Below are 20,501 nucleotides of genomic sequence, written 5' to 3'. Positions count from 1 at the left end.
CAATGACAGAAAGTATTCCCCACGGCGGAATTCTCGTTAACCGTATTGATGAAAGGTATGATTACCATTCGATTGAACCTTTCGTTGAATTAGATCAAACGGGGTTATCAGATCTGGAACTGATTGCGAATGGCGCTTACAGTCCTTTAACAGGATTTCTTGGAAAAAAAGATTATGAAAGTGTGGTTACTAATCTGAGATTATCCACCGGAGAAATCTGGAGTATCCCCATTACCCTGCCGGTAACGAGAGACCAGGAAAAAAGGATAAACGTTGGTGAAGTCATACGCCTCACTTATGAGGGTGAAACTTACGGAGTGATGGAGTTAACTGAGGTTTATATCCCGGACCAGACGATTGAAGCATTGAATGTTTACAGGACAAACGATGCAAAGCATCCTGGAGTGAAAAATGTCTTTAAAAGAGGAGACAGGTATCTGGCCGGACCTGTTACCTTAGTGAAGAAGCATAAGAAAGAGCAATTTACCGATTATTATCTGGACCCGGCTAAAACCCGAGAGCAGTTTCAGGAACTGGGATGGAAAACCGTTGTTGGCTTTCAGACACGAAACCCGGTCCACCGTGCCCATGAGTATATTCAAAAATCGGCACTGGAAACGGTAGACGGTCTTTTCCTGAACCCTCTTGTAGGGGAAACCAAATCGGATGATATTCCGGCTGATGTAAGAATGGAAAGCTATCATGTGTTGTTGGAGTATTATTACCCAAAAAACCGAGTATTCCTGGCGGTTTTCCCTGCTTCTATGAGGTATGCAGGCCCAAGAGAAGCCATCTTCCACGCTTTAGTTCGAAAAAATTACGGGTGCACCCATTTCATTGTCGGAAGAGATCACGCAGGGGTTGGTGATTATTACGGGACGTATGATGCACAGGAGATTTTTCATCAGTTTACTGCTGAAGAGCTGGGTATTACTCCCCTGTTTTTTGAGCACAGCTTCTTTTGCAGGAAGTGCGAAAACATGGCATCTACAAAAACGTGTCCACATGGTGAGGAAGACCGCGTTATTCTCTCAGGTACAAAAGTACGCAAATTATTACGCGATGGTAAAACGCCTCCGCCTGAATTCAGCCGGCCTGAAGTTGTCCAAGTGCTTATTGAGGGGGTGAAAGTAACCATATGAGCCAATCTTCGGCATTAAAAAACATTCAGTGGCATGAAACCTCAATCAGTAAAAAAGATCGTTCCAGAGTAAACGGGCATAAAAGCTGTGTTGTCTGGTTTACGGGGTTGTCAGGATCAGGGAAGTCTACTTTGGCTGACGGGGTGCATCAAAAACTCTTTGAAATGAAAAGCAACAGTTACATCCTTGATGGCGATAATATCCGCCACGGGCTGAATAAAGATCTTGGGTTCAGTCCTGAAGACCGTCAGGAAAACATCCGGCGGATAGGTGAGGTTTCGAAATTATTTGTAGATAATGGAACGATCGTACTAACCGCTTTCGTTTCCCCTTACAAAGCCGACCGGGATATGGCCAGAAGATTAGTTGATGCTGATGAATTCATCGAAATTTACGTGAAGTGTACTTTACAGGAATGCGAAAACCGTGATCCAAAAGGACTTTATAAAAAGGCCAGAGCTGGAGAAATTCCGGAGTTTACAGGCATAAGTGCCCCATATGAAGAACCGGAAAATCCAGAACTGACCATTTCCACTGATGAACTTTCCATAGAAAATGCAGTAGAAGAAATTACGGATTATTTAAGAAAGAGGCTTTTTAGCTTTTACAGATAAAAATGAGACAGGAAGGAGCTTGTGAAATGGCTTATACGAAAGTTTGGAAAGACAATGAAAAATTAAACAAAGAGGAAAAGGCAAAACTGCAAAAGGATGGATTGGACATTTTAGAGGATATTCCCCGTTATGCCGAGGAAGGATTTGAATCGATTCCAAAAGATCAATGGTCTCTTTTTAAATGGGCCGGCCTTTATTTACAGAAACCGAAAGAAGACGGTTACTTCATGATGAGAGTCAACATCCCCTCAGGCGTCTTAAAATATGAGCAAGCACTCGCTTTAGCCGCTATTGCGAAAGATTATGGCAGGGATGTCATCGATATTACGACGCGGCAGGCAGTTCAGTTTCATTGGCTGGAGATTGAAAACATACCTGATATTTTTAAAAGATTGAAAGCTGTCGGGTTATCGTCTGTTGGGGCATGTGGAGATATTTTGCGCACGATTGTCGGGAATCCACTGGCAGGGATCGACCCGAATGAGTTAATGGATACGAGAGAGATCGTAGATGATGTGTACTGGTACTTTCAGGGGAATCGGGATTATTCCAACCTTCCACGGAAATACAAAATATCGATTTCATCAAACATTAACAATGCCCAAAACGCCGAGATTAACTGCTTATCCTTCGTACCCGCCGTTAAAAACATTGACGGAAAAGATGTTGTAGGGTTTCATATTTATGTTGGAGGGGGTCTTTCCGCAAAACCTTACTTAGCAGAGGAACTTGACGTTTTTGTAAGACCTGAGCAAGTAAAGGATACAACTGAGGCTGTCACAACCATTTTTCGTGACTTCGGTTACCGTGATAAACGCCACCGTGCGAGGCTTAAATTTTTAATGGCAGACTGGGGACCGGATGCATTTAAAGAAAAGCTGTTAGAATACATCGAATTACCTTCAAAAGGAGAAAACCGATTTGAAGCATGGAATGCCGGTTATTTTTACGGAGTCCATCCTCAAAAGCAGGAGGGCTTAAATTACATTGGATTAAATATCCCTGTTGGACGGTTGTATTCAGATGAACTGATTGAATTAGCAGGAATTTCAAAGACGTATGGAAATGGAGAGATTCGCACATGTAACTCCCAAAATGTGGTCATCCCAAATATTAAAGACAATGATGTGGATTCCTTCCTGAGGGAGACGTTACTGGACAGGTTGAATATTGAACCTAAGAACTTTATCGGTTACTCCGTTTCATGTACAGGAATTGAATACTGCAATCTGGCCCTCGTAGAAACAAAAGAACGGATGAAGCAAATTGCAAACTACCTGGACGAAAACCTGTCCATTGATGTTCCGGTACGTATTCATATGGTTGGTTGTCCGAATGCCTGCGGACAAAGGCAAATTGCCGATATTGGCCTGCAAGGGATAAAAATGAAAAACAAAGACAAACAGCTTGTGGAAGCTTTTGAAATCTATGTAGGCGGAAGACTTTCCGAAGCTGCTCAATTTAACAAAAAGCTAAAAGGGAAAATTGAAGCCCATCATTTAAATGATGTTCTTCTGGAATTATTAAAGCATTTTAAATCAACGAAGATAGACGGGGAAGATTTTTACGATTTTTACGAAAGAACCGGAGTCGATCCCCTTCAGGAAAAACTGACAGAAATCATCAGCGAGAAGGCATCCTGAAGCGGGAGGAGGGGATTAAGATGAAACTTTATCGGTTTGAAGCCACCATCAATAAAAAGGATCCTGTGCATATTGTCGTAGCTGCTCAAGATGAATCCACTGCTTTTGAGACTGCAGAAGTAGAACTTGAAAAAGTATACCTGAAAATGCCGGTTATCGAGGAGTTGTCTCTTATAGAAACAAGAAGACTAGGAAAAAAAGCAGGCTTTGTTTTAAGAAACCAGAAACAGTGATGAGGAGGAAAAGGTGTGAACAGAGGCAAAGGGAACGTTTATTTCATTGGCGCGGGACCAGGTGATCCGAAGCTGCTGACTCTTCGCGGGGCAGAGCTGCTACAGGAAGCAGATGTTGTCGTCTATGACAGGTTAGTAAACAAAGAGTTGCTGCAACATGCCCCCAAAAAAGCAGAATTGATTTACTGTGGGAAATCCCCCCAGGCACCTTCTATTACACAGGAAGAAATTAATCAAATTCTTGTTTATCACGGTTTGCAGGGCAAAGAGGTCGTACGGTTAAAAGGGGGGGACTCCACTGTGTTTGGACGGGTCGGTGAAGAAGCTGCAGTATGTCGTGAACAAGGGCTTTCATTTGAAATTGTTCCGGGAATAACATCAGGTATTGCAGCTCCAGCCTACGCAGGGATCCCTTTGACACATCGCGAACTGAGTTCCTCATTTGCAGTCATTACCGGTCACCGCCGCAAAAATGGAAGAGAAGAAGAGATTGACTGGAATGGCCTTGCGACCGGAGTGGATACCCTCGTCTTTTACATGGGGGTCAGACAGATTCATGTTATTCAAGAGAATCTGCTGTTACATGGGCTCGCTCACGATACTCCTGTAGCTCTGATCCGTTGGGGTACGTGTGAAACACAGGAAACAATAACAGGAGAACTGGCATCGATTACCAAAGAAGTAGAGAGAAGGAACTTCCAGTCACCGGCGATTATTGTTGTTGGCGAGGTTGTGAAACTTCGTGAGCAGCTTGCATGGTTTGAGGATAAACTAAACACTTCTTCTTATCTGGGTGAGGCTGTTAATGTCTGACACCGGTATTTTAATTATTGTCCATGGCTCAAGTAATCCTCAATGGGTCAGAGAAGTGGATGAAGCTGTTAAAGGAGTGAAAGGAGACCTTCCTTTGGAAGTGGGACATTTAGAGTTTTCCAAGCATGAAACGCTTGAGCATGGGATTCGAAAGTTAGAAGGAAAAGGAGTCAAGGTCATTCTTGCAGTTCCGTTATTTGTTTCTTCTGCCAGTACACATATCAGTGAAATTAAATATGTCCTTGGTCTTATTTCTGCACCTGGTGTGGAAACGGATTTGCGTCCTGTCTCTTCATCCGCCCGTTTTGTCTGGGTGGACCCTATGGACGCCCACCCTCTCATTTTAGAAATCATTATTGAACGGATCTTCTCACTCTCAGAAGGTCCGGAAGAGGAAGTTCTCCTTCTCGCAGCTCACGGGAGCGATGAGCCGGATTTTCATCAAAAGTGGGAGAAGCTACTTGAAGAAATTAAGCATCTGATCAGTCTGCGGATACCGTTCCATGACATCATACATGGCACTTTGCTTCCGGATAATCTTCGCCAAAAGGCCGAACAGGTATCAAATAGTGGACGAACCGTCATAGTGGTGCCGTTATTTTTAAGTGAGGGGTACTTCACAAATAAAGTCATTCCTGAGAAGCTCAAAGGCCTCAGTTATAAGTGGAATGGAAAAACCTATCTTCCACATCCGCTAATCACCTCATGGATAAATGAGAAAATTAAGAACGGCATCAGTTCTGAGCGGCAAAAAAGAGTGGTGGATAAAGATCCTATTACCTTTGAAACCTGGTTTCTATAGTGAAAAAAGGAGGGCATGTATCTTGGGAAGTCCACTAGTTCTGAAACTTAATCAAAAACCGGTCCTCGTTATTGGAGGAGGAAGCGTAGCAGAACGAAAGACAGCCTGTTTAGTTAAGGGTGGAGCAGGTGTGACACTTATCAGTCCTGCGATAACGAAAGGGCTCGAGTCTCAATTAGACCAATTCTGCTTTTATAATAGAGCTTTAACAATAGAGGATGTTGCGCAGGAGTATTGTTCCCGTCTGGAGATAAATTGGCGTTCATTTTTTATGGTTGTTGTGGCAACAAATTCACCGGTTTTAAATGAAAAGCTGTCCGGTGCTTTACTATCATATATTTCTCTCATTAATGTAGTGGATAATCTGGAGCTGAGCACGTTTTATTTTCCGGCAGTAGTGGATCGTGGAGCGTTGAAACTAAGTGTAACGACTTCTGGTAAAAGTCCCGTTTTGGCAAAAAAAATCCGCGGCTGCCTCGAAGACATGTTTGGAATGGAATACGATGCTTATTTAGAGGAATTACATTACATTCGCTCTGAATTGAAGAGAATAGAAGCTGACCCTGTTATAAGAAAACGGATGCTGGAAGAACGAACACAGTTTCCGCTTTAGTGTTCTCAACGGCAGAGCTCTTGACCATAGTCACACCTAAAGAACGCGCTTTCCACAATGTCCATATTTACAAATATTCAAAGTAAAACTCTTTCAAGCAAAACCCGCGACGGTTACCAAACCATCGCGGGTTTTTTCAGCCGAATATCGTTCTTATCGCACAGCGATACACTGTTATAGAATCAGAACCGGGGGAAAGTGGAAGTGTCTGAAACAGCACGTTACGACTGTCCTTTTAAACGTTTAAATGGCAAAGTCCCCTGGTGATATTGCTTATATCGGTCTACGATACAGGGTTGTTCTGATTGTAAGGAAACTGGTTGCTGTAGCCGCTGAATTTCTGGTGTGACTGATCCAGTGTCTGCTGCGGCACGGCATCAAAAGAGTACCAGCCTTTTTCAAACATCATATTAAACAGGTTGCGCTGACAGTCCTGGGTTTCGTTGAAGATGGACTGAACATCTTTATAAAGACCTTCGTGACTCGCTTCGTTCAATGCTGTGCAGTACGAGCCTGTCATATATTTCTCAGTTGCGAGCATATCGTTGATATAGTCCCGGTCATTCATCTGTGGAGAATCCGGAGTCTGTGTTTTCGGATTTCCAATCTTTTGTCCGTCATTGGCTTGATTTTGGTTCATGTTATTTCCCTCCTTCATTACTGAATCTGATTTGTGTTGTTAGTACCCTGCAGGTGTGTAAGTAATTTCTGATAGTGCATGTAATGCATTCTTCCCGCCTGATCCAGAGCGTCTTTGATCTGCTGGTCCTGGCACTGCTGTGAAAACTGATGTGCTTTTTTCATGGCCATCAGGTTCCATGAAAGCATGTCACTGATATAAAGATGATCTTTATTTGTGACGACTTCAGGTGGCTGGGGCATGACGCTTTGTCCTTGCTGCTGATTTGGCTGCTGTTGCATACCGATTCCTCCTTAGTGAAATACATAATCGTCATTAGTTTTGTCGGAAAGGGAAGAAGTATGCAATAATTTCCCGGGAAAAGAAGACAAGTTTTCCCAGTCATCAAAGAACCCAGCAGTGCATAAAGTAGAAATAAAGAAAATTTTCTGTCATTATGGTTGCGTAATTGGGAATTATTTTATATAGTTAAAAGTGTAAATGAGGAAAATGACGCGGAATGAAGACGCGGATATTTTTTTAGCAGAAAAATGAATGAGCATTCATTCAAAAAGAAATAAGGAGGTCCTTCATGGTTGGGAGAATCGGAAAAGTAGCGGTGTTAGGCTCCGGAGTAATGGGCTCCGGCATTGCAGCACATTTGGCCAACATCGGCATACCATCACTTCTTTTGGACATTGTGCCAAGGAAACTGACGGAAGCAGAAGAGAAAAAAGGACTTACATTAGACGATAAGGTTGTTCGTAACCGCCTTGCAGCAGATGCGATCGCCAAACTTAAAAAGCAGAAACCGGCACCTCTTGCCAAAAAGTCAAATACTTCCCTTATTACCCCGGGGAATATGGAAGATGATATGGAGAAACTGGCTGAAGTTGACTGGATTATTGAGGTCGTTGTAGAAAACCTTGATATTAAAAAGAAGGTTTATGAAAATGTTGAGAAATATCGTAAACCGGGGACAATCGTAAGCTCCAACACCTCGGGTATTTCGATTGAAGCGATGGCTGATGGGCGTTCTGATGATTTTAAGGCCCACTTCCTGGGAACGCACTTCTTTAACCCGCCGCGTTACCTTAAGCTTTTAGAAGTTATTCCGACGAAAGCAACAAAACCGGAAGTCTTTGAATATATGAAAACCTTTGGAGAAGACGTACTCGGTAAAGGTGTCGTTGAAGCAAAGGATACACCAAACTTTATCGCAAACCGTATCGGAACCTACGGACTTCTTGTTACCGTTCGTGAAATGACAAAAGGCGGCTATTCCGTCGGGGAAGTGGACTCTGTAACAGGGCCTGCCATCGGACGCCCGAAAAGTGCCACATTCAGAACCTTGGATGTAGTTGGTCTTGATACATTCCTTCACGTGGCAAAGAACGTTTACGATCAAGTGGAAGGGGACGAGAAAGACGTCTTTGACCCGCCTGCCTTCATGAAAGAAATGGCTGAAAAAGGTTGGCTCGGAAGTAAATCAGGTCAAGGCTTCTTCCTGAAACAAAAAGGTGAAAAAGGAAGCGAAATCCTTGAACTTGACTACAACAAAATGGAGTATGTTGAGCGGAAAAAATTGAAAGCGCCTTCTGTTCAGCAAAGCAAGCAGGCAAAAGGAAAAGCAGCCAAATTGAAAGCGCTTGTCTATGCAGATGACCGGGCGGGCGAGCTTGTCTGGAACATTTTAAAGCCAGTTCTCCTATACTCGGCTGATAAAGCATATGAGATCGCAGATGATGTAAAAGCCATTGACGACGCCATGAAGTGGGGGTTCGGATGGGAACTTGGCCCATTTGAAACGTGGGATGCGATCGGTGTTGAAAAAAGCGTTGAGCGTATGGAAGCTGAGGGAGACACCGTTCCTTCCTGGGTAAAAGAGATGCTTTCCTCAGGTAAGTCATCCTTCTACGGCGAAGACAACGAATTTTTCCATAACGGGGATTACGTAAAAGCGGAAATCAACCCTAAGGTAATTAACCTTAAAACACTTAAAAAAGAAGAAAGCAACATCATTATGAAGAATGCCGGTGCATCACTAATTGACCTTGGTGACGGTATTGCAAATCTCGAGTTTACGTCTCCAAACAATTCCATCGGTCTTGATGTTATGCAGATGATTTCAAAGTCCATCGAAGAAGTAGATAAAAACTACAAAGGGCTTGTGATCAGTAACCAGGGGAAAAACTTCTGTGTCGGGGCGAATTTAATGATGATTTTAATGGAAGCCCAGGACATGAACTACCCGGAAATTGACCTTGTTGTGCGTCAGTTCCAACAGACAATGGCGAAAATCCGCTATTCGGGCAAACCGGTTGTTGTTGGTACACACGGGATGACTCTTGGTGGAGGGTCCGAGATTTCCATGCCGGCCTCAAGCATTCAGGCAGCACAGGAAACGTATATGGGCCTTGTTGAAGTCGGTGTCGGTCTCATCCCCGGAGGTGGAGGAAACAAGGAGCTTTATCTTCGTCATGTAGAAAGTCTGCCGGAAGGGTCGTCAATTGATCTTCAGGCTGTTGCCAATCAGGTGTTTGAGAAGATTGCCATGGCGAAAGTCGGTACGAGTGCCCAGGAAGCGGCAGAACTCGGCTACATCCGCCCGCAGGACGGTATCAGTGTGAATGGAGATCACCTCATTCACGACGCGAAACAAAAAGCTCTTCACCTTGCAAATGCAGGCTACCAGCCACCGGAGCAAAAGAAGATTAAAGTGGTTGGGGAAACAGGATACGCAACGATGCTTCAGGGAGCAAAAGCTCTTCACTTTGGCAGCCATATCAGCGATCACGATCTGAAAATTGCAGAGAAACTTGCCTTCGTTCTTGCAGGAGGCCGTGTGCCAAAAGGAACGGAGGTCGATGAGCAGTACCTGCTTGATCTGGAAAGAGAAGCATTCCTAAGCCTTGTAGCTGAACCGAAAACGCAGCAGCGTATGCAATATATGCTCACAAAAGGAAAACCATTACGTAACTAAATAAACGCAAAAGGAGGGGACAATTTGTGAGAGAAGCCGTCATCGTTGCAGGTGCACGAACACCTGTAGGAAAAGCAAAAAGAGGAACGTTAGCCCAGGTTAGACCGGATGATTTAGGGGCTGTTACGGTAAAAGAAACGCTCAAACGAGCAGAAGGATTCGATCCTTCAAAAATTGACGATGTCATTTTTGGCTGTGCGATGCCAGAAGCGGAACAAGGAATGAACATGGCGAGAAACATTGCAGGTCTCGCAGGTCTGCCTGATACAGTTCCGGCCATTACGATCAACCGCTACTGCTCTTCAGGTCTTCAAAGTATTGCTTACGGGGCTGAAAGAATCATGCTCGGCCACTCCGGTGCCGTCCTTGCCGGCGGAGCTGAATCCATGAGCTTGATCCCAATGGGAGGTCACGTAATTGCTTTAAACCCTGCTCTTGTAGAAAATGCACCAGAATACTACATGGGCATGGGACACACAGCGGAGGAAGTAGCAAAGTGTTTTGAAGTCAGCCGTGAAGATCAGGACGCTTTTGCAGTGGAAAGCCATAAACGGGCGGCCGCCGCGATTGAAAAGGGACATTTCGAAGACGAAATTGTACCGGTACCTGTAACATTCCGTTCCGTCAACGAGAAGCACAAACTTGTGGAAAAGGAAGTTTTATTTAAACAAGACGAGGGCGTTCGTCCTGATTCGACTGTTCAATCTCTTGCTAAACTGCGTCCCGCATTCAGCACAACCGGATCCGTTACAGCAGGAAATGCATCCCAAATGAGTGACGGAGCAGCGTCTGTACTCGTTATGGACCGTGAAATGGCTGAGGCAGACGGACTGACACCACTGGTGAAATTCCGCTCTTTCGCAGTTGCCGGAGTTGCACCTGAAATAATGGGAATCGGTCCCGTTGAAGCGATCCCGAAAGCTCTTAAACTTGCTGGTCTGGAACAGTCTGATATCGGATTGTTTGAACTGAATGAAGCCTTCGCTTCCCAGTCTCTTCAAGTGATCCGCCACTTAGGTCTTGATTATGACCGGGTGAATGTAAATGGTGGAGCCATTGCTCTTGGTCACCCGCTTGGATGTTCAGGAACAAAACTTACACTCAGTCTGATTCATGAAATGAAGCGTCGCGGCGAGCAGTTTGGTGTTGTCACCATGTGTATCGGCGGCGGAATGGGCGCAGCCGGAGTGTTTGAGCTAGTATAAACATTCTTTTTCAGATGTCTGAAGGTTATCAAAAAAGGTTAGGAAGCCAGAATGTCCGAGACTCCTGCGGTAGTAGGGGCCAGGCAAGACCCCGCATCGCACCAGCGAGAGGAGGCTTGCCAACACCACCGCGGAAAGCGAAGGACATGCAGGCTTCTGGAATCTTTTTAGTAGAACCGCTTATAAGTAGCTTAATTAAATTTAAATATAACGGGAGGTAAGAACATGGCAACAGCTGATAAAACGTTAAAAGGCGGCGGCTTCTTGCTCGAAAGCATTGAAGCAGACCGCATGTTCACACCGGAAGACTTTACTGACGAGCACGTGATGATTGCAAAAACAACGGAAGACTTCGTTGTTAATAAAGTAGTACCCGAAGTTGAGAAAATGGAAGCACACCAGTTTGACATCAATGTTCGCTTATTAAAAGAAGCAGGAGAGCTGGGTCTTCTTGGTGCCGATGTTCCAGAAGAATACGGTGGAATCGGGCTTGATAAAATCAGCTCATCTTTAATTACTGAGAAGTTTGCCCTTGCAGGATCCTTCTCCCTATCTTACGGAGCCCACGTTGGAATCGGATCTTTACCGATCGTGTTCTTCGGGTCTGAAGACCAAAAGAAAAAATACCTTCCAGACCTTGCATCAGGTGAAAAGCTTGCCGCTTATGCTCTAACTGAGCCAAGCTCCGGATCAGATGCACTTGGTGCGAAAACAACAGCGAAACTAAACGATTCCGGAACCCACTATGTACTGAATGGTGAAAAGCAGTGGATTACAAACGCTGGTTTTGCTGATGTGTTCGTTGTTTACGCAAAAATCGATGGTGACAAGTTCTCTGCTTTCATCGTTGAGCGTGAATACGATGGGGTTTCTGTAGGACCGGAAGAAAAGAAAATGGGGATTAAAGGTTCGTCAACTCGTACCCTTATCCTGGAAGATGCTCTTGTACCTAAAGAAAACTTGCTTGGTGAGATCGGCAAAGGACACGTAATTGCCTTTAACATCTTAAACGTTGGCCGTTACAAACTTGGAGTAGGATGTGTAGGCGGTGCGAAGCGTGCGATTGAAGTATCTGCCAAGTACGCAAATGAGCGTAAACAGTTTAAGATTCCGATCTCAAAATTTACCCTCATTCAAAAGAAGCTTGCTGAAATGGCAGCTAAAACGTACGCGGCTGAGAGCTCCATCTACCGTACTGGCGGCTTGATCGATGATGCGTTCAACGCATTGAGCGAAGAAGAGCAAAAAGAAGGCAATGCCGTAGGAAAAGCAATTGCCGAGTATGCGATTGAATGTTCGTTAAACAAAATCTTTGGATCCGAAGTGTTGGATTTCGTAGTAGACGAAGCGGTTCAAATTCACGGTGGATACGGATTCATGAGTGAATATGAAGTGGAATCGATGTACCGTAACTCCCGAATCAACCGTATTTTTGAAGGAACGAACGAAATCAACCGTATGCTTGTTCCTGCAACAATCATGCGTAAAGCAATGAAAGGCGAGCTTCCTCTTCTTGAGCAAGCTGCGAACCTTCAAGAAGAGCTCATGATGATGATGCCGCAAGAAGTAGGCGACGAAGCTCTTGAGCAGGAAAAATACCTTCTTGAGAACGCTAAGAAAATCTTCATGATGGTAGCAGGAACGGCAGCTCAGAAATACGGAGAGAAGCTTCAAAAAGAACAAGAGATTCTTGCTAACATCGCGGATATCGTATCCGATATCTTCTCGATCGAATCTTGTGTCCTTCGTACAGAAAAAGCGATCGGAAAAGACGGTCTTGAGAAAGCTAAGCAAAAAGTTCTTCTTACTGAGGTATTCACTCAGGAAGCGATTAACCGTATTGAAGCAGTAGCAAAAGAGTCACTTGTAGCACTCGAAGAAGGTGACAGTGCCCGTACAATGCTTGCGATCCTCAAAAAGCTTACGCGTCACACCCCAGTGAACGTTGTAGCGAAAAAGCGTGAAATCGCGGCACCAATTATTGAAGCTGAACGTTACGTCCTCTAAAAAACATTTTCGGGTAAAGAATGTTTTGAACGGAAAAAAATCTGTTATCGAATTTGGGGCATTTCCCCATGCCCCGAAATTATAATAATCCTCCTTTCTAAAGGAAGGACATTCTCCTCTCTTATTGTGAAGAGCTCCTTAATATGGAGCTCTTTACTTTTATTTCTGGAAACCTCCTTTTTCATTCTGCCAATACTAAAAGGGTTAAAAGAAATAAGGAGGAAAAGACGATGAAAAGACCGAAAAATGAAGTTATGTATGATGGAGATCTGCAGGGAACAGAGGAGTTTTCACAGGAGTTATCTCCTCGCAGCAGTGGTTCCGCAAAAGCGATTCAGGAGGCGTGGGGACCGGCTGCAGAAAAAACCAAGTCTTATCGAAAAAAAGAGGCTGACTAAGAAGGATTCACACGAGGCAGAAGCGAAACTATGTACGGACGTCTTTTGCCTTTTAAAATTAATTAAAACCCTTCATAATAATGAGGGAAGGCACCTTTGAAAAAGGAGGGGAAAACGTTGAGTGTAACTTTTTATCAGTATCCGAAGTGCGGAACGTGCCGCAATGCAAAGAAATGGCTTGAAGAAAACAATGTTGCGTTTGAATCTGTGCATATTGTGGAAAACCCACCATCAAAAAAGCAGTTAAAAGAGCTTTACGAGATGAGTGGCCTTGAGCTGAAAAAGTTTTTTAACACGAGCGGTAAAAAATACCGTGACCTTGGTGTAAAGGACCGGATCAAAACAGATTCCGAGGATGAACTCCTTGAACTTCTGGCTTCCGACGGTATGCTGATTAAGCGCCCGATTGTCACAGACGGCAAAAAAGTCACAGTCGGTTTTAAAGAAGAGTCATATGAAGAAGCCTGGGGGCAAGGGTGAGCCTTGCTTACAGGTGGAAAAGTATACTATAGTTAAATCAGATTGTTTTACACGTGGCACAAACGTACATAATGAATGCTGTGCCGTAAAATAAGCAGCCAACTTAAACTTGGAGGGAAGCACACATGAGTTTACCAAAGGAATTTAAGTATTCAGAAGAGCACGAGTGGGTAAAAGACGAAGGAGACAAAGTTCGCATCGGTATTACTGACTTCGCACAATCGGAGCTTGGTGATATCGTATTCGTTGAGTTACCTGAAGTAGGCGACGAAGTAGAAGCTGACGAGCCATTCGGAAGCGTTGAATCTGTAAAAACGGTTTCTGAGCTTTACGCTCCTGTAAGCGGTAAGGTAGTGGAAGTAAATGAAGAACTCGACGACTCTCCTGAGTTTGTAAACGAATCTCCATACGAAAAAGCATGGATGATCGTTGTGGAACCATCTGATGCTTCAGAAAAAGACAAGCTTATGACAGCAGAGCAATACGAAGAAATGATCAGCGAAGAATAGAACTATTAAAAGGGCCATCCCATTTTATTTTACGGGATGGTTTTTTCTATATGTCCACCCTGAAAATACAATTTTGTGGATATTCATGTTCTAAGCTGTGTTGAACGGAATACGCTCCCTTTTTCCGGACTGGCGCCGACCTTCCCTGTAAGTAGAGGGCCACTGAAGAAGTCCAAGTCCGGTAATTACATCACCCCTTAGGGCTCTGATTGCCGCATGAAAGGGGTTTTGTTTTTTGATGTGCTAAAGATCATTTAAATTATAAAAAAAGTGTTGATTGGAGCGGATGCGCGACACTCCTGCGGGAAAAGCGAGTCCCGGGGAGACCCGGTCAAGCACGAGCGTTGCTTAATGAATGAGCTTCTTCGGAGCCTGGCTGGCAGAGGAAGAAACAGCATGCTGAGGAGGCTCCCGAACCGCCCGCGGAAAGTGCAATGAGCGCAAATCAACATCTGAGTTTAATAAGATTCGATATATACTGTCTTTCACCGGCCTGAGGAAAGTTCTGCTTATAAAAAAGGTTCTACAAAGCCATCCTAATTCATAAATGCCTTATGAAAGGTGGCAAAAACATTGAACCCAACCGAATCAGGTGAAAGAGAAATCCAGGTCAACAATGTACAAAAAGATAATGCAACCTTTAACCAGGAGCGCTCCCACATGGACGTTTCCGACAGGGTAAGTGCCCAGGTCGATGATGAAGGGTACATCACCTTTTATCTGGATCAGCAGAAAGTCGGGCGAGTGAGACTGAATGATGAGAATCAGCAGTATGAATTTGCTGAAGAGTTTGCAGCAGCAGATTCTTTAAAGGCAAAGAGTGAGCCAAAGGCAGAGCGGTTAGAACAGCCTCAGTCCTACGTGGATGGCTGTGACATGGGCTGGTGCTGACGGAAATATTCATGTTAGGAAAGCACTGAGCGGCTGAGCCGCTCAGTGTTTTTATCTTTTAATGAATTGCTGCTATTTAACGGTTACATAACTGCCCATTGATTTTTCCTTAATGTAATAAATATTTCCCTTAATCCGAATTAATTTTCCGAAATATAGTGATTATTTTCCCCAATCCCTACATAAGGCCAAAATCAAAAAAATCTCTTTCCATAGTCACAGGTTTCCACTATGATTATATTAGTATTTAGGGACGCGAAGTATTGGTGGAGAACGGAGAGTGGCTTTTGTGGGACGATTTGTAGGAGAGTGGATGGATCAGTTTAAAGTGTACAATCGGAATGTACGCTATTTTCTGCTCGCATCGGCATTGGCTAACATAGGGATGGGGATCTTCCTCATCATTTATAACTATTACATAAGAGAGCTCGGCTTTGATGATTCAGTAAATGGCCGGGTTATTGCGATGCAGTCGATGGCAACTGCGCTCCTTCTTCTGCCGGCCGGTCTTCTCAGTGACCGTTATGGCAGGAAGAGAATCATTGTCATCGGTGCTGTGTTTGCGGCATTAAGTTTGTTTTTAAGGTCGGTTTTATCCCTGGAAGATATGCTCCTGGCTGCGGCTTTTATGACCGGGATGTTTATGTCCTTTATCCAGGTATCCTCCATTCCTCTGCTTGCTGAGAATTCTACGGAAAAACAACGGGTTCACTTGTTCAGCTTTAATTTTGCCATTATTATGCTTGCCAACGTAGTCGGAAATCTCCTCGGCGGAACCCTGAGTGATTTTCTGACTCATCTAATAGGTTTAAGCGCTCTTTGGAGTATTCGTATAACCCTTCTTGTGGGAGCGGTATTTTTCTTGGCTGCACTGCTGCCGATTTTTAAGATTAATGAAGAACGAAAGCTTTTTTCACGTAACGATCAGCAGCGCTCATTCAAAAAATTGTTCACGACTCATAAACACGGGGTAAAAATCATTCTGCTTTTTGCCGTTGCCCAGATGATTATCGGGTTTGGTTCGGGTCTTGTTATTCCGTACCTGAACCTTTATTTTGTAGACCGGTTTGACATTTCCCATTCGCTGGTCGGGCTGATCCTGTCAATGGGGCAGCTCATGACGGCGGTTGCCATGATGATTGGTCCGGCTGTTGTACGAAAATACGGGGAAGTGATGGCTGTGGTAATCCTGCAGCTTGCATCGATTCCATTTCTTTTAATAACAGCATTTACTGAGAATCTGTGGTTTGCTGTATTCGGCTTTCTTTTCCGCCAGGCACTGATGAATGCAGGTAACCCGATACAGATGTCGTTAATGATGAGAAGCGTTGATGACTCAATTAAAGGGCTGGCAAACTCTGTAGGTCAGGCGGTGTTCCAGTTAGGGTGGGCAGTGATGGGTCCTGTGTCCACAACCCTTGTCATGGTATACGGAGCATATTCGGGATATGCAATTGTCTTTTCCATAACGAGTGTGCTTTACATTATCGGTACTGCATATTTCTTCTTTGTCTTCCGAAAGCCGATAGGAAATAAAATAAATCAGCAATCCATGACAGGATAACAGTCTTATCATCACGAATAGTGACAAAAAGAAAGTAAAAATGAGGCGGTGTGTGTGTGTGTCCGTGAAAAAGCTGCTCACTTCATCGATCAAACGAATGAGGAAGACAGATAACCTGTTAGGTTTGCTGGACGAAACGATTCTCGACGTCTGTCTTATTTGCAATGAGGAAAGCTGGTTGTTATCGCTGACCGGAAATACCATCTCGATCTCACAATATAATAATGAAACAAGCCACGTAACGATTCATGGTGACCGGGAAGCCATGAAGACGTTGTTTAACGGCGATGAGTTCCTTTTGAACCTGAAAAAAAGAGGCGACCTGTCAGCAACCGGACGTCTCCGGGACCTGCTGCTTCTTGAATCACTCTGGTATTTAAGCAAAGATTTAAGATTAAGAGATAACAGTTGACACGTTATTTTCCCCATGCTAATATTCAACTCAGTGCTACAGTAAAGCAATAAAACAATTTTATAGATTCTCTTATCAAGAGAGGTGGAGGGACAGGCCCGATGAAACCCGGCAACCGCTGATCCGTGTGATTGGAAGGTGCCAATTCCTACAAAGCAGGTGTTGATGCTTTGAGAGATGAGAGAGAGGTTCTTTAGATTGCAAACCTTTCTGCTCATTTTTCAGCAGAGAGGTTTTTTGTTTACTCTCATATCAGACACTGCATACTAAGAGAGCATATGAACTGGTACTCAAATTAAGAGTCCTCTTGCTATTGGAGGTTGGAGCAGATGATTGAATTAAAACAGATTCAAAAACTATTTCAGACAAAAGACGGCCAGGTTACGGCTGTAGATAATGTCGATCTTACCATCGAAAAAGGTGAAATCTTTGGTGTGATCGGATACAGTGGCGCCGGGAAAAGCACATTGATCCGAATGTTAAACATGCTCGAGAGGCCGACTTCCGGAAACGTAACGCTCAATGACAAGGACATGGGTTCTTTGTCAAAAAATGAACTGCGTTTTGCCCGGCAGGGAATCGGAATGATTTTTCAACATTTCAATTTGCTGTGGAGCCGGACTGTGCGGGACAATATTTCTTTTCCCCTTGAGATTGCCGGAGTACCTAAGGAAAAAAGAAAGAAGAGAGTGGAAGAGCTCATCAAGCTTGTGGGTCTCGAAGGCAGAGGCGGATCGTACCCTTCACAGCTGAGCGGCGGGCAAAAGCAGCGTGTAGGCATCGCCCGGGCACTGGCAAACAACCCGGAAGTTCTTTTGTGTGACGAAGCCACATCGGCGCTTGATCCGAAAACGACAGATTCCATTCTTGATCTTCTCGTTGATATTAATCAAAAGCTCGGTCTTACAATTGTGCTCATTACACACGAAATGCACGTTATCAGGAAGATCTGTCACCGTGTAGCTGTGATGGAAGAAGGAAAAGTGGTTGAACAGGGAAATGTCCTGGATGTGTTCAAGCAGCCGAAAGAAGAAATGACGAAAGAGTTTGTGAAGCAGGTAACAGAACCTGAAGAAACAGAGAAATCCCTTGAGCATCTGTTTGGTGAAGAGGGCATTGGTCAGGTGCTGCAGCTTACGTTTGTAGGCAATGATGTAACGAAACATCTGATCACTGATCTGATCAGAACCTACAATGTGACAATAAACATTCTTCAAGGAAAGATTTCTTCCACCCAGAATGGCGCTTACGGGTCATTGTTCGTGGGGATTGAAGGAGAAAAGAGTGAGCTGGAAAGCGTGATTGCTCACATTAAAAAGGAAAAAGTTGAAGTGGAGGTGATCCACGGTGGTTGAAGCATTATTTCCAAACGTAAACTGGCTCAGGCTGTGGGACGCTACTCTTGAGACACTGTATATGACGGTCATTTCCGTATTCTTTACCTTTATAATAGGGGTTGCTCTCGGACTGGTCCTGTTTTTAACGAGCAAAGGCAACCTGTGGGAAAACAAAGTCATAAACGGAATTACTGCAGGATTTGTCAACTTATTTCGCTCGATTCCTTTCATTATATTAATTGTTCTTCTCATCCCGGTTACGGTCGCCATTCTCGGCACGATGCTTGGACCATCAGCTGCATTGCCGGCTTTGATTTTCGGGGCTGCGCCATTTTATGCACGAATGGTGGAAATCGGCCTTCGTGAGATCGACAAAGGTGTTATTGAAGCTTCGAAAGCGATGGGGGCGAACAACCGTGAAATTATCTTTAAAGTACTGCTGCCAGAATCCATGCCGGCTTTAATGTCGGGGATAACCGTTACAGCCATTGCATTAATCAGCTACACGGCCATGGCAGGAGTGATCGGAGCCGGCGGACTCGGTGATTTTGCATACCGGGAAGGCTTTCAGCGCTACAATGACGATGTGACAATTGCGGCGACGATTGCGGTACTCATACTGGTATTTATTGTTCAGTTTATTGGCGACAGATTAACGTATGTTCTAGACAAACGATAATGAATGAAAAAGGAGATATGAAACCATGAAGAAAACAATTGCAGGACTTGGTGTCATCACATTAACAGCAGGAATTCTTACAGCATGCGGCGGAGGAGATGACGAAGATACACTTGTAGTCGGGGCAACAAACATTCCTCACTCCCAGATCCTTGAATTTGCAGAACCGCTTCTCGCTGAAGAAGGAATTAACCTTGAGGTTCAGACGTTTAACGATTATGTTACGCCAAACCGTGCACTTGCTAACGGTGAACTTGATGCAAACTATTTCCAGCATGTCCCGTATCTTGAGGACCAGATTGCCTCCAACGATGATTATGATTTTGTAAATGCCGGCGGTATTCACATTGAGCCGATCGGTGTCTATTCCCAGGACTACAGCTCCCTGGATGAGCTTCCTGATGGTGCTGAAATTCTTATGAGTGATAACATTGCCGACCACGGCCGTATCCTCCTCATGCTTGAGGAAGAAGGGTTGATTACATTAACTGAAGGTGCCGGAACTGATGCCACTCTTGACGATATCGAAGAAAACCCTCGAGACCTCAACTTCAGAGCCGACTTTGAGGCTGCTATTCTTCCGCAAGCCTTTAACAACGGTGAAGGTGATGCTGTATTAATTAATGGTAACTATGCTCTCGAAGCAGATCTTGATCCACATGAAGATGCAATTGCTCTGGAGTCTTCCGAGCTGGACAACCCTTATGTGAACGTCATTGCCATTCGAAGCGAAGATGAAGGCAATGAAGATATTGAGAAGCTTGTAGAAGTTCTCCGCTCTGAAGAAGTGCGCGACTTCATCCTTGAAGAATATGATGGAGCCGTAGTACCGGCAGGTGAATAATAGTTGATATGCAAAAAACGTCTTCCCTTTTATGGGGAGGCGTTTTTTGGGATTTTACATATCAGCGGCAGGGTTCATGATAAATGTCTGCGGATTCATGATAAAAGGAAAGAATTCAAGATAAATGACCTCACATCGATACTCGGATGAAAGTAGGAGTGTGTTTTTTTTTGGCTGAGTTATCCTTTTCATTTGATTATCACAGCGCATAGTGCGGAGTTAAATGGATACGCGAGGCTCCCTGCGGAAGTGCGAGACAGACGAGACCCCACTGGGGCAAAGCGAAGCCACTGAAAAAGTCAAAGTCCAATAATAAATCACCACTTTAGGGCACTGATTGCAAAGGGGGTTTTGATTTTTTGATGTGCTAAAAGTCATTGTTGTTATAAAAAAAGTGTTGATTGGAGCGAATGCGCGACACACCTGCGGGAAAAGCGAGTTCCGGGGAGACCCCACAAGCGCGCAGCGCTGAGGATAGAGCCGCCCGTAGATCAACACCTACCTTTTCTGAGACTATTTAAAAGGAAGACTTTTTCAGCGGCTCCGCGTAGCTGGAGGCTCGACGGGAGTCCGGGGGAAGTGAGTGTATTCCGTTCAACAAAGCAAATTGAAATGAAGGGTTATAGCACCATACCTAATTTTTTTAAGGTAGACTCTCATCGAAATTGGATGCCCGCCCTGCTGGCGGATAAAGAGGAACTCCTAAACAAAGG

The 20,501-nt window shown here is 44.3% G+C and carries 21 protein-coding genes and 1 riboswitch; of the genes, 19 read left to right on the top strand and 2 right to left on the bottom strand.

The window, feature by feature from the left end:
* Positions 1-2 precede the first annotated feature (2 nt).
* Genes sat through EBO34_RS12005 form a run of 7 tightly spaced genes read left to right on the top strand, consistent with a single transcriptional unit; the run spans position 3 to position 5,860 of the window.
* Positions 3-1,142: a sulfate adenylyltransferase gene (gene sat, locus EBO34_RS12035; RefSeq protein WP_122898871.1), complete on the top strand. Its 1,140-nt coding sequence runs from the start codon at positions 3-5 to the stop codon at positions 1,140-1,142.
* Entirely contained in the window at positions 1,139-1,756 is a 618-nt protein-coding gene (gene cysC / locus EBO34_RS12030) for an adenylyl-sulfate kinase (RefSeq protein ID WP_122898869.1), read from the top strand. The genes sat and cysC overlap by 4 nt, the downstream gene beginning before the upstream one ends.
* A gap of 26 nt (positions 1,757-1,782) precedes the next feature.
* Positions 1,783-3,399 (top strand): nitrite/sulfite reductase, encoded by a 1,617-nt coding sequence (locus EBO34_RS12025; RefSeq protein WP_122898867.1) that lies wholly within the window; start codon positions 1,783-1,785, stop codon positions 3,397-3,399.
* A gap of 20 nt (positions 3,400-3,419) precedes the next feature.
* On the top strand, positions 3,420-3,632 hold the full coding sequence (locus tag EBO34_RS12020) for a DUF3906 family protein (protein ID WP_122898865.1): 213 nt from the start codon (positions 3,420-3,422) through the stop codon (positions 3,630-3,632).
* Between the two features lie 15 nt (positions 3,633-3,647).
* A complete protein-coding gene (gene cobA / locus EBO34_RS12015) occupies positions 3,648-4,445 on the top strand; it encodes a uroporphyrinogen-III C-methyltransferase (protein ID WP_122898862.1) in 798 nt (265 codons plus the stop codon).
* A complete protein-coding gene (locus tag EBO34_RS12010) occupies positions 4,438-5,247 on the top strand; it encodes a sirohydrochlorin chelatase (protein ID WP_122898860.1) in 810 nt (269 codons plus the stop codon). The genes cobA and EBO34_RS12010 overlap by 8 nt, the downstream gene beginning before the upstream one ends.
* A gap of 22 nt (positions 5,248-5,269) precedes the next feature.
* Positions 5,270-5,860: a precorrin-2 dehydrogenase/sirohydrochlorin ferrochelatase family protein gene (locus EBO34_RS12005; protein WP_183163848.1), complete on the top strand. Its 591-nt coding sequence runs from the start codon at positions 5,270-5,272 to the stop codon at positions 5,858-5,860.
* Between the two features lie 283 nt (positions 5,861-6,143).
* Here the strand turns inward: EBO34_RS12005 and EBO34_RS12000 are convergent, their stop codons facing one another.
* Both EBO34_RS12000 and EBO34_RS11995 read right to left on the bottom strand, forming a co-directional pair.
* Entirely contained in the window at positions 6,144-6,500 is a 357-nt protein-coding gene (locus EBO34_RS12000) for a spore coat protein (protein ID WP_122898856.1), read from the bottom strand.
* A 17-nt stretch (positions 6,501-6,517) separates the two neighbouring features.
* A complete protein-coding gene (locus EBO34_RS11995; protein ID WP_122898854.1) occupies positions 6,518-6,781 on the bottom strand; it encodes a hypothetical protein in 264 nt (87 codons plus the stop codon).
* A gap of 290 nt (positions 6,782-7,071) precedes the next feature.
* On the opposite strand from EBO34_RS11995, the gene EBO34_RS11990 reads away from it, so the two are divergent.
* From EBO34_RS11990 to EBO34_RS11935, 12 genes are all read left to right on the top strand, one after another.
* Positions 7,072-9,462 carry a 3-hydroxyacyl-CoA dehydrogenase/enoyl-CoA hydratase family protein gene (locus EBO34_RS11990; RefSeq protein ID WP_122898852.1) on the top strand — a complete coding sequence of 797 codons (2,391 nt, stop codon included), beginning with the start codon at positions 7,072-7,074 and terminating at the stop codon, positions 9,460-9,462.
* A gap of 26 nt (positions 9,463-9,488) precedes the next feature.
* On the top strand, positions 9,489-10,667 hold the full coding sequence (locus EBO34_RS11985) for an acetyl-CoA C-acetyltransferase (RefSeq protein ID WP_122898850.1): 1,179 nt from the start codon (positions 9,489-9,491) through the stop codon (positions 10,665-10,667).
* 225 nt (positions 10,668-10,892) lie between these two features.
* Positions 10,893-12,674, top strand: a complete 1,782-nt coding sequence (locus EBO34_RS11980) for an acyl-CoA dehydrogenase family protein (RefSeq protein ID WP_122898848.1) — start codon at positions 10,893-10,895, stop codon at positions 12,672-12,674.
* A 230-nt stretch (positions 12,675-12,904) separates the two neighbouring features.
* A complete protein-coding gene (locus EBO34_RS20720; RefSeq protein WP_183163847.1) occupies positions 12,905-13,072 on the top strand; it encodes a hypothetical protein in 168 nt (55 codons plus the stop codon).
* 117 nt (positions 13,073-13,189) lie between these two features.
* Entirely contained in the window at positions 13,190-13,552 is a 363-nt protein-coding gene (locus tag EBO34_RS11970; protein ID WP_122898844.1) for an arsenate reductase family protein, read from the top strand.
* A 125-nt stretch (positions 13,553-13,677) separates the two neighbouring features.
* Positions 13,678-14,061, top strand: coding sequence for a glycine cleavage system protein GcvH (gcvH, locus tag EBO34_RS11965; protein ID WP_122898842.1), 384 nt, complete (start codon positions 13,678-13,680; stop codon positions 14,059-14,061).
* A 573-nt stretch (positions 14,062-14,634) separates the two neighbouring features.
* Complete coding sequence (locus tag EBO34_RS11960) at positions 14,635-14,952, top strand: DUF2553 family protein (RefSeq protein ID WP_122898840.1); 318 nt, start codon at positions 14,635-14,637, stop codon at positions 14,950-14,952.
* A gap of 289 nt (positions 14,953-15,241) precedes the next feature.
* Positions 15,242-16,516, top strand: a complete 1,275-nt coding sequence (locus tag EBO34_RS11955) for an MFS transporter (RefSeq protein ID WP_249414114.1) — start codon at positions 15,242-15,244, stop codon at positions 16,514-16,516.
* A gap of 58 nt (positions 16,517-16,574) precedes the next feature.
* Entirely contained in the window at positions 16,575-16,928 is a 354-nt protein-coding gene (locus EBO34_RS11950) for a hypothetical protein (RefSeq protein WP_122898838.1), read from the top strand.
* 69 nt (positions 16,929-16,997) lie between these two features.
* A riboswitch (SAM riboswitch) is annotated at positions 16,998-17,112 on the top strand.
* Between the two features lie 145 nt (positions 17,113-17,257).
* Complete coding sequence (locus EBO34_RS11945; RefSeq protein WP_122898836.1) at positions 17,258-18,283, top strand: methionine ABC transporter ATP-binding protein; 1,026 nt, start codon at positions 17,258-17,260, stop codon at positions 18,281-18,283.
* Entirely contained in the window at positions 18,276-18,944 is a 669-nt protein-coding gene (locus tag EBO34_RS11940; RefSeq protein ID WP_122898834.1) for a methionine ABC transporter permease, read from the top strand. Before EBO34_RS11945 ends, EBO34_RS11940 begins: the two co-directional genes overlap by 8 nt.
* Positions 18,945-18,969: 25 nt before the next feature.
* Positions 18,970-19,788 carry a MetQ/NlpA family ABC transporter substrate-binding protein gene (locus EBO34_RS11935; protein WP_122898831.1) on the top strand — a complete coding sequence of 273 codons (819 nt, stop codon included), beginning with the start codon at positions 18,970-18,972 and terminating at the stop codon, positions 19,786-19,788.
* Positions 19,789-20,501 lie beyond the last annotated feature (713 nt).

It is taken from the genome of Alteribacter keqinensis (assembly GCF_003710255.1).
GTDB classification, from domain to species: domain Bacteria; phylum Bacillota; class Bacilli; order Bacillales; family Salisediminibacteriaceae; genus Alteribacter; species Alteribacter keqinensis.
The sequence above is the reverse complement of the archived record's forward strand: the minus strand, read 5'-3'. Positions and strand labels throughout refer to the sequence as shown.